General features: G+C 73.0%; 8 protein-coding genes and 1 pseudogene. 7 read left to right on the top strand and 2 right to left on the bottom strand.

The features are described 5' to 3' along the window. Positions 1 to 30: 30 nt before the first annotated feature. The 3 genes from EAO70_RS31235 (at position 31) to EAO70_RS31225 (ending at position 4367) form a co-directional block, all read left to right on the top strand. Positions 31 to 1320, top strand: a complete 1290-nt coding sequence (locus EAO70_RS31235; protein WP_148006169.1) for a sensor histidine kinase — start codon at positions 31 to 33, stop codon at positions 1318 to 1320. Between the two features lie 130 nt (positions 1321 to 1450). Beyond that, on the top strand, positions 1451 to 2830 hold the full coding sequence (locus tag EAO70_RS31230) for an FtsW/RodA/SpoVE family cell cycle protein (RefSeq protein ID WP_148006168.1): 1380 nt from the start codon (positions 1451 to 1453) through the stop codon (positions 2828 to 2830). 61 nt (positions 2831 to 2891) lie between these two features. Beyond that, positions 2892 to 4367, top strand: coding sequence for a penicillin-binding transpeptidase domain-containing protein (locus EAO70_RS31225; protein ID WP_148006167.1), 1476 nt, complete (start codon positions 2892 to 2894; stop codon positions 4365 to 4367). A gap of 156 nt (positions 4368 to 4523) precedes the next feature. Here EAO70_RS31225 and EAO70_RS31220 read toward each other — a convergent pair whose 3' ends face one another. Together EAO70_RS31220 and EAO70_RS31215 are read right to left on the bottom strand one after the other, a co-directional pair. Continuing rightward, the gene (locus EAO70_RS31220; RefSeq protein ID WP_187284148.1) at positions 4524 to 5357 is read right to left on the bottom strand and encodes a hypothetical protein; all 834 of its coding nucleotides are present in this window, start codon (positions 5355 to 5357) and stop codon (positions 4524 to 4526) included. A 100-nt stretch (positions 5358 to 5457) separates the two neighbouring features. Beyond that, positions 5458 to 6576 (bottom strand): ferritin-like domain-containing protein, encoded by a 1119-nt coding sequence (locus EAO70_RS31215; RefSeq protein WP_148006165.1) that lies wholly within the window; start codon positions 6574 to 6576, stop codon positions 5458 to 5460. 187 nt (positions 6577 to 6763) lie between these two features. On the opposite strand from EAO70_RS31215, the gene EAO70_RS31210 reads away from it, so the two are divergent. From EAO70_RS31210 to EAO70_RS38570, 4 genes and pseudogenes are all read left to right on the top strand, one after another. Beyond that, on the top strand, positions 6764 to 7708 hold the full coding sequence (locus EAO70_RS31210) for an AurF N-oxygenase family protein (RefSeq protein ID WP_148006164.1): 945 nt from the start codon (positions 6764 to 6766) through the stop codon (positions 7706 to 7708). Between the two features lie 214 nt (positions 7709 to 7922). Further along, on the top strand, positions 7923 to 8645 hold the full coding sequence (locus EAO70_RS31205) for a TetR/AcrR family transcriptional regulator (protein ID WP_148006163.1): 723 nt from the start codon (positions 7923 to 7925) through the stop codon (positions 8643 to 8645). Positions 8646 to 8678: 33 nt separating this feature from the next. After that, complete coding sequence (locus tag EAO70_RS31200) at positions 8679 to 8963, top strand: hypothetical protein (protein ID WP_148006162.1); 285 nt, start codon at positions 8679 to 8681, stop codon at positions 8961 to 8963. A 74-nt stretch (positions 8964 to 9037) separates the two neighbouring features. Further along, positions 9038 to 9376 (top strand): annotated as a pseudogene (locus tag EAO70_RS38570) (glycoside hydrolase); the annotation flags it as partial.

Here is a 9376-nt window from a genome sequence, read left to right as displayed (position 1 = left end):
CGACGTGGCCCCGCCCGCCGAGCCGAGCCCGTGAGGGCGCCCCGGCTGCCCGCCTGGACCGCGACCCTCACCTGGAAGGCCGCCGTCTTCATCGCGGTGATGTGCTGCGCCCTGGCCGCACTCCTCGGCATCCTCGTGCACGTCTCGGTGACCGGTCGGACGGTGACCGACTCCCGGGAGAAGGCGCTCGCCCGGCTCACCGACGTCACCCGGCTCTACGAGGCCGGCGAGCCGCTCCCCCGCTTCGCCGGGGTCGACCCGCCCGGGCTTCCCGCCTCCCTCCGCGCCCTGGCCGTGCAGGGCGAGCGCGGCACGCTGGTCGCCGACGACCGGGGCCGGCCGACGATGTGGGCGGCGGGTCCGGCGGACGGCCGCGCCCTGGCCGTCCGCGTCGACTACACCCAGAGCGCCGAGACGATCGACGCCCTCGACCGCTCGATCCTCGGCTCCTCCGTCCTCGCGATCGGGGCGACGCTGCTCGTCGGCGCATTCGCCGTCACCCGGGTCACCCGACGGCTGCACCTCACCGCCCAGGTGGCCCGCCGGATCAGCGCGGGCGACCTCGACGCGCGCGTCGACGACCCCCGTACGCAGGACTCCTCGCGCCCGCAGGACGAGGTGGCCACGGTGTCGGGCGCGCTCGACACGATGGCGTCCTCGCTCCAGAGCAAGCTGCAGAGCGAGCAGCGGTTCACCGCGGACGTGGCGCACGAGCTGCGCACCCCGCTGACCGGGCTGTCGGCGGCGGCCGAGCTGCTGCCGGAGGGGCGGCCCTCGGAGCTCGTACGGGACCGGGTGCGGGCGATGCGCGGGCTGACCGAGGACCTCCTGGAGATCTCGCGGCTCGACGCCCGCAACGAGACGGTGGACCTCGCCGTGCACGAACTCGGCCCGCTCGCCGAGCGGGTGGTGCGCGCCTCGGGCACCGCGACCGAGGTCCGGGTGGTCCGGGACGCGACCGTGGAGACGGACCGGCGGCGGCTGGAACGGGTGCTGGGCAATCTGATCGCCAACGCCCACAAGCACGGGGCCCCGCCGGTGGTGCTGACGGTGGACGGCCCGGTGGTGTCCGTACGGGACCACGGGCCCGGCTATCCGGCGTACCTCCTTGAGTCGGGGCCGCAGCGGTTCCGTACGGAGAGCGGGGGCAAGGGCCACGGTCTCGGGCTGACGATCGCGGTGGGCCAGGCGGAGGTGATCGGCGCCGAGCTCGTCTTCGCCGCGGCCGACGACGGTGGGGGCGGCGGGGGCGGGGGCGCCGAGGCGCGGCTGCGGCTGCCCGAGTACGTGAGCCTGGCGGAGCCGCCGGCGGAGGACTGACACGGAGCGCCTCGCCGCACGGCACCCGGCGGACGCCACGCGACGGACGGCGCACGCCACACCGCACACCGCAGACGGCACACCGTCACACAAAAGGGACATAGGGCATACCGCTTGCTACGTTGCGGCCATGACCGCACCGCGCACGGACGCTCCCCCTCCAGGGGTACGCACACCGAAGCGCCGTGGCGTGGAACTCTCCCTCCTCGTCTGCGCCGTCCTCATCTGCGTCTTCGGGTACGCCGAGGTCGGCCTCGCCCGCAGCGGGGCCGTACCGCCGGACGCCGTCCGCTACGGGACCGGGCTCGGCCTGCTCGCGCTCGTCGCCCATCTCGCGGTCCGGTTCCGCGCCCCGTACGCCGATCCGCTGCTCCTGCCGATCGCGGTCCTGCTCAACGGCCTGGGCCTGGTGCTGATCTACCGGCTCGACCTGGAGACGCCGAAGGACCAGGCGGCGGCGACGCAGCTGATCTGGTCCACGCTCGGTGTCGCGCTCTTCATCGTGGTCGTCCTGCTGCTCCGCGACCACCGCACGCTCCAGGGGTACGCCTACGTGTCGGTGGCCGCCGCGCTCGCCCTGATGATCCTGCCGATCTTCTTCCCCGCGGTGAACGGCGCCAAGATCTGGATCCGGCTCGGCGGCCTCTCCTTCCAGCCCGGCGAGTTCGCCAAGATCCTGCTGGCGGTCTTCTTCGCCGCGTACCTCGCCGCCAACCACAACGCGCTCGCGTACACGGGCCGCCGGATCTGGAAGTTCCAGTTCCCGACCGGGCGGGTGCTCGGCCCGATCGTGGCGATCTGGCTGCTGAGCGTCGGCGTGCTCGTCCTCGAACGCGACCTCGGCACCTCGCTGCTCTTCTTCGGCCTCTTCGTGATCATGCTGTACGTGGCGACCGGCCGGACCGGCTGGATCGCCGTCGGGCTCGTCCTCGCCGCGGCCGGGGCCTTCCTCGTCGGCTCGCTCGAACCGCATGTGCACAGCCGGGTGCAGGACTGGCTCGACCCCTTCGCCTCGATCCGCGCGGGGGACGGCCCCGGGCAGCTCGCCCAGTCGCTGTTCTCGTTCGCGGCGGGCGGGATGCTCGGCTCGGGGCTCGGCCTCGGCCATTCCGTGCTCATCGGCTTCGCCACCAAGTCCGACTTCATCCTGGCGACCGCCGGCGAGGAGCTGGGACTCGTCGGTCTGACCGCGCTCTTCCTGCTGTACGCGCTGCTGGTCGCCCGCGGCTACCGCGCCGGCCTCTCGCTGCGGGACCCCTTCGGGCGGCTCCTCGCGATCGGGCTCGCCTCGATCGTGGCGCTCCAGGTGTTCGTCATCGCGGGCGGGGTGATGGGGCTGATCCCGCTGACCGGCATGGCGATGCCGTTCCTGGCGCAGGGAGGTTCGTCGGTGGTCACCAACTGGGTGATCGTGGCGCTCCTGATCCGGGTCAGCGACTCGGCACGGGCGCCGCAGCCGGACGACGCCGACACGGGGACGCTCGCCCCGGTGAGGGAGGGCGCCGCGTGAACCGACCGTACGGCCGGGACGGCGTTCGTCGCGCGGGGCTCCGCGCTCCCGAGGGGGCCGTGTGATCCGGTACGCCCGGCGGGCCGCCGCGCTCTGCCTGCTCCTTCTCGTGGCGCTCCTCGTCAACTCCGCGCGCGTGATGGTCTTCGAGGCCGAGTCGCTCGACGACGACCCGGCCAACCGCCGGATCGCGATCAACCGCTACGCGCAGCCGCGCGGCGAGATCGTCGTCGACGGGAGGCCGGTCACCGGCTCCCGGGACAGCGGGCAGCAGCTGCGCTGGGAACGGACGTACCGCCAGGGCCCGTTGTACGCGCCGCTCACCGGCTACGCCTCGCAGACGTACGGCACGACCCTCGTCGAGCACGCCGAGGACGCCCTCCTGTCCGGCACCGACCCGGTGCTGGCGCCGCTGCCCCTCTGGAACGACCTCACCCGGGGGCGGCAGCCCGGCGGCGACGTGGTGACGACGATCCGCGCCCCACTCCAGGAAGCGGCCTTCCGGGGGCTCGCCGGGAAGCGGGGCGCGGTCGTCGCCGTCGAGCCGCACAGCGGCCGCATCCTGGCGCTGGTCAGCTCCCCCTCGTACGACCCCGGCGTCCTCTCCGGTACGGGGGCGGGGGCCAAGGAGGCCTGGCGGCGGCTCACCACCTCGCCGAGCCAGCCGATGCTGAACCGGGCGCTGCGGCAGACGTACCCGCCGGGCTCCACGTTCAAGATCGTGACGGCCGCCGCGGCGCTCGACGCGGGCCTGGTGCGGGACGTGGACGCCCCGACGGACACCCCGGACCCGTTCGTGCTGCCCGGCACCCGGCAGGTGCTGCCGAACGAGGCGGAGGGCTGCGCCGACGCGTCCCTCGCCTACGCGATCCAGTGGTCGTGCAACACGGTGATGGCGGGGCTCGGCGTGAAGGTGGGACTGGAGGGGATGGTCGACTCCGTGGAGGGGTTCGGCTTCAACGACACGGGGCTGCGGGTGCCGTCCTGGGTGGCGAAGTCCAACTTCGACCGGGAGATGAGCCCGGACCAGCTCGCGCTGTCGTCGATCGGGCAGTTCGACACGACGGCGACGCCGCTGCAGATGGCGCTGGTGGCGTCGGCCGTCGCCAACAACGGGGAGATCGCCCGGCCGTACCTCGTCGACCGGACGACGACCTCCGGCGGGACCACGGTCGACCGCACGGGCCGGCACAGCTACCGGCAGGCGATGAACCCCGCGACGGCGATGCAGCTCCAGCGGCTGATGGTGAAGGCGGTGACGGAGGGGACGGGGACGAACGCGGCGATCCCCGGCGCGCGGGTCGGCGGCAAGACGGGCACCGCGCAGCACGGCTTCGGCAACACCGGGACCCCGTACGCCTGGTTCATCGCCTGGGCGCAGGCGGAGGACGCGGCCCAGCCGGCGGTCGCGGTGGCGGTGGTCGTCGAGGACGCGGAGGCGTCCCGCACGGACATCAGCGGGGGCGGCAGCGCGGCGCCGATCGCGAAGGCCGTGATGGAGGAGGCGCTGCGGCTGGAGGCGGAGGCGCGGGGGTGAGGCGCGGGGCCCGGAGGGGAGGCGAGGCGCGGAGGTGAGACGCGGGGCCGCCGCCCGGCCCGTCTCTGCCACTCCCGACTTCACGGTGAAGGACGCCACGGCGGCGGTCGGGCAGTACGACGGCGAGGACGACTCGGTGCTCGTCCTCTCCGGGCTCTACGGGCGCATCAAGAACGGGACCTCCRCGCGGATCCTGGCCGTCTTCTCGGCGATGTCCTCCAGGTCGATGTCCTTCGGGTCGCCGGAGGCCGACTCCGGGGTGACGAGGGCGACGGCGGCCGCGGTGCTGTCGTCGCCCCAGGCGCACATGGGGAGGTTCGTCCTGCCGAGCCCCTCCCTCGTGGTGGTGACCTGGCACCTGACGGTGACCCCGTACCCGGCGGGGGTGAAGTCCCTGGGCTTCACGGCGAGCGTGGTGTTCTTCTGCGTGGCGGCGCCCTTGAGGATGGAACTCCGCGTGGAGGTCCCGTTCTTGATGCGCCCGTAGAGCCCGGAGAGGACGAGCACCGAGTCGTCCTCGCCGTCGTACTGCCCGACCGCCGCCGTGGCGTCCTTCACCGTGAAGTCGGGAGTGTCCTCGATCTCCTTGCCCTGGGTGTCGGACAGGTCGGCGGCCAGGGTGTACTCGCCGGCCAGGAGGGTCTTGGGGACGACCAGCTTGTGGGTCGCCTCGGGGAAGCCGCCCATGACGCCGTCGTACCCGGCCTTGACGCCGTAGCCGAGGCCCGCGACCACGACCAGCGAGCCGACGACGATGGCGACGATCGCGCCGGACGACAGCTTCTTCCTCGGCGGGGGTCCCATCGGCGGGGGCCCCCAGCCACCGGGGCCGGGCCCCGGGCCGTACTGCGGCGGAACGCCGTACGGGGGATGGCCCTGCGGGGGAAAGCCCTGCGGCGCGCCGAACGAACCGGGCTGCTGCGGGGGCGGTACGGGGCCGCCGTACGGCTGCGGGGACGGCGGCTGGCTCGGCGGTGGCGGCATGCTCATGGCGGTCACGCTACGTCAGGCGTACGACAACGCGTGTCTCCGGTACGGGAGGCGGCCCACCGGCCGGGCCCCTCCCCCCACCACTCCCCGGCCCTGCCCGCTACTCCTCCGCCGTGCCCGCCGCGATCGCGTCCGCGACCTCCGCGACCCGGGCCTGCTCCTCCTGGGCGAAGCGCTCCGCGTCGAGTCGTTCCGCGATCTCCTCGTCCTGGGTCATGAGGAGGTCGAGGTTGGAGTCGCCGAGGTCGAAGACGCCCATGTCCAGGTAGGCCTTCTGGAGGCGCTCGCCCCAGAGTCCGATGTCCTTGACGCAGGGCACGATCCGGCTGAAGAGCAGCTTGCGGAAGAGGTGCAGGAACTCGCTCTGCTCGGTCAGCTCCTCCGCCTCCTTGCGCGGGATGCCGAAGTTGTCCAGGACCTCGACGCCGCGCAGCCGGTCGCGCATCAGGTAGCAGCCCTCGATGACGAACTCCTCGCGCTCGCGGAGTTCGCCGTCGGACAGCTGCTTGTAGTAGTCGCGCAGCGCCATCCGGCCGAACGCGACGTGCCGGGCCTCGTCCTGCATCACGTACGCGAGGATCTGCTTCGGCAGCGGCTTGTCGGTGGTGTCGCGGATCATGCCGAAGGCGGCGAGGGCGAGGCCCTCGATCAGCACCTGCATGCCGAGGTAGGGCATGTCCCAGCGGGAGTCGCGCAGGGTGTCGCCGAGGAGGCTCTGAAGGTTGTCGTTGATCGGGTAGAGCATGCCGATCTTCTCGTGGAGGAAGCGGCCGTAGATCTCGGCGTGCCGCGCCTCGTCCATGGTCTGGGTGGCCGAGTAGAACTTGGCGTCCAGGTCGGGCACGGACTCGACGATCCGGGCGGCGCAGATCATGGCGCCCTGCTCGCCGTGCAGGAACTGGCTGAACTGCCAGGAGGAGTAGTGCCGGCGCAGGTCGCCCTTGTCCTTCTCGGTCATCTTCGCCCAGTGGCGGGTGCCGTGGAGGGTGAGGACCTCGTCGGGCGTGCCGAGGGGGTCGTACGGGTCGACCTCCAGGTCCCAGTCGATCCGGGTGGCGCCGTCCCACTGCTTGTCCTTGCCCTTCTGGTAGAGGGCGAGGAGGCGGTCGCGGCCGGCGTCCGCCATGTCGTATTCCCAGTTGAAGCGGGCGGCGCCGGTGGCGGGGACCTGCCAGCTCGGGCCGGACGGGGCCGTGGTGTAGAGGTCGCGCGTCGACACTGACGCCTCCTTGGGGGTCGGGCCTTCCCGTGGTGCGAGTCCTGCGGCCCAGGCTCACACGGTGCTAGACGGATCGTCAACAAGTCGCGCACAGGGGATTGACGCCATTACTGACGGGCAGTCTGATAAGAGCTGCCCACCGGTGATACGTCACGCCGTCGCGACGAGCACAGCGAGGTTCGGACCCATGACCCCCTTCACCGAGTCCGCGGAGCCGGACTTCAGCCTGCTCCGGGACGCCCTGGGGCCGCTGCGCGACCGCGAGCAGGTCGCCGAGCGCCTCCTGGAGTCCTCCCGGAAGCACTCCTACGACCCGGACGTCGAGCTCGACTGGGACGCGCCGTTCGAGGACGGCAAGTGGTTCTGGCCGCCCGAGCTGCTCTCCCTGTACGACACACCGCTGTGGCACCGGATGTCCGAGGAGCAGCGGATCGCGCTCTCGCGCCACGAGGCGGCGTCGCTCGCGTCCCTCGGGGTGTGGTTCGAGATCATCCTGATGCAGCTGCTCGTCCGGCACATCTACGACAAGTCCCTGACCAGCCATCACGTCCGGTACGCGCTGACCGAGATAGCGGACGAGTGCCGGCACTCGATGATGTTCGCGCGGATGATCGAGCGGGGCGGGACCCCGGCGTACCCGGTGCCGCGGCTCTACCACAACCTCGCGCGCGTGCTGAAGACCGTCTCGACCACCCCGGGCTCGTTCGCCTCGACGCTGCTCGGCGAGGAGATCCTCGACTGGATGCAGCGGCTGACCTTCCCGGACGAGCGGGTGCAGACGCTGGTGCGCGGGGTGACCCGCATCCACGTGGTCGAGGAGGCGCGGCACGTGCGGTACGCCCGCGAGGAGCTGCGGCGCCAGATGGTGACCGCGCCGCGCTGGGAGCAGGAGTTCACCCGGCTCAGCTGCGGCGAGGCGGCACGGGTCTTCTCGACGTGCTTCGTGAACCCGCGGGTGTACGAGGCGGTCGGCCTGGACCGGCGCGAGGCGGTCGCGCAGGTGCGGGCGAGCGGCCACCGGCGCGAGGTCATGCAGTCCGGCGCGCGCCGCCTGACGGACTTCATGGACGACATCGGGGTGCTCCGGGGCCCTGGCAGGCGGCTGTGGAAGGCTTCGGGGCTGCTGGCCTGAGAGCGGGGGTACGTCTCGGGGGGCGGCGAACCGTCCGCCCGCCCGCCGACGCGCACCCGGCGGATGGCGTCGGGGCGCGACCGAGGGTGGCACCGGAGCGCACCCGCCAGGTGGCACCGGGGCGCGACCGAGGGCGGCCTCGGCACGCACCCGCCAGGTGGCACCGGAGCGCACCCCAAGATCAGCGCCGGAGCACCCGGCTACGCTGCCCAGCATGACTGCCGCCGCCACCCCCGCGTACCGCAGGCTCAGCGTCGAGGCACGCCGCGGCCAGCTCCTCGACGCCGCGCAGGAGCTCTTCGCCCACCGCACCCCGGAGGACGTCTCCCTCGACGACGTGGCCGAGGCGGCCGGCGTCTCGCGGCCCCTCGTCTACCGCTACTTCCCCGGCGGCAAGCAGCAGCTGTACGAGGCCGCCCTCCGTTCCTCCGCCCACGCCCTCAGTCACTGCTTCGCCGAACCCGCCGTCGGACCCCCCACGGAGCGCCTCGGCCGCGTGCTCGACCGCTATCTGGCCTTCGTGGACGAGCACGACGCCGGTTTCAGCGCCCTCCTGCGCGGCGGCAGCGTCGCCGAGACCTCCCGCACCACGGCGATCGTCGACGAGGTCCGCCGGGCCGCCGCCGAGCAGATCCTCATCCACCTCGGAGTGGAGCGGCCGGGCCCCCGCCTCCGCATGCTGGTCCGCACGTGGATCGCGGCCGTGGAGGCCGCGTCCCTCATCTGGCTCGACGAGGACAAGCGGCCGCCGGCCGTCGAACTGCGGGAGTGGCTCGTGGACCACCTCGTGGCCCTCCTCGCCGCGAGCACGGCGAGCGACGAGGAGACGGCGGGGGTGGTCACCCGCCTGCTCGCCCAGGAGACGCCCGAGGGGCCCGTGGCCCGGCTGGCCCGCCGGGTGATCCCGGTGGTGGGCGAGGCGGCGCACCTGCTCTGAGCCGGAACGGGGGCCGGAGGGGACACTGGAGGGGTGAGAAGCGAGAACACCCCCTTCCGTGGCGGCCCCCTCGACGGCCGGGTCCTGCCGATCCTGCTCGGCCCGACCGGTCACCCGCCGAAGTGGTACGAGATCCCGGTCCCGGCCCACCACGGGAACCCCCCGACCCTCGTCACCTATCGGCGCGAGCCCGCGGGCTACACGAAGCGGCTCGGACTCCAGCGCGGCTGGGTCTACGCGTACGCCCCCGAGGGCCGCGAGCGGCGCGAGCTGAGGTGGCCGTGGTCGAAGCCGGACACCGCTGGGCCGAAGGGGTGAGGCCCCCGGACGCGCCCCGGTTCGTACGGTAATCGGATGAAGTGACACGTCATCATCCCCGTGGAGGTGGTGACGTGTCACGAAGGCTGCTGCGCACGGTCTGCACGGCGGCGCTGGCCGCTGCGACCGCCCTCACGGGCGTCCCCCCGGCGGGAGCGACCGCGCCGACCCCACCGACGGACCTGCCGATCGCCTGGGCGGACCCGGCGGCGGAACCGGTGGAACCGGTGGACCCGGATGCGGGGCCGGATACGGACGCGGGCGCCGCCCCGGACGTGCTGCCCGGGGCAACTCCCGAAGGGCAGGCCCCGGCCGCCCCGGCCGCATCGGACGCATCGGACGCATCGGACGCATCGGACGCATCGGCCCAGCCCACCCCTTCCCCCGACACCGACGACGCCACCGACGACGCC

Origin of the sequence: Streptomyces sp. adm13(2018) (genome assembly GCF_008042145.1) — a bacterium.
GTDB lineage: Bacteria > Actinomycetota > Actinomycetes > Streptomycetales > Streptomycetaceae > Streptomyces.
The sequence above is the reverse complement of the archived record's forward strand: the minus strand, read 5'-3'. Positions and strand labels throughout refer to the sequence as shown.

Coding starts and splice junctions, on each gene's coding strand:
- EAO70_RS31230 (WP_148006168.1), top strand. CDS start 1,451: ATGACCGCACCGCGCACGGACGCTCCCCCTCCAGGGGTACGCACACCG.
- EAO70_RS31210 (WP_148006164.1), top strand. CDS start 6,764: ATGACCCCCTTCACCGAGTCCGCGGAGCCGGACTTCAGCCTGCTCCGG.
- EAO70_RS31205 (WP_148006163.1), top strand. CDS start 7,923: ATGACTGCCGCCGCCACCCCCGCGTACCGCAGGCTCAGCGTCGAGGCA.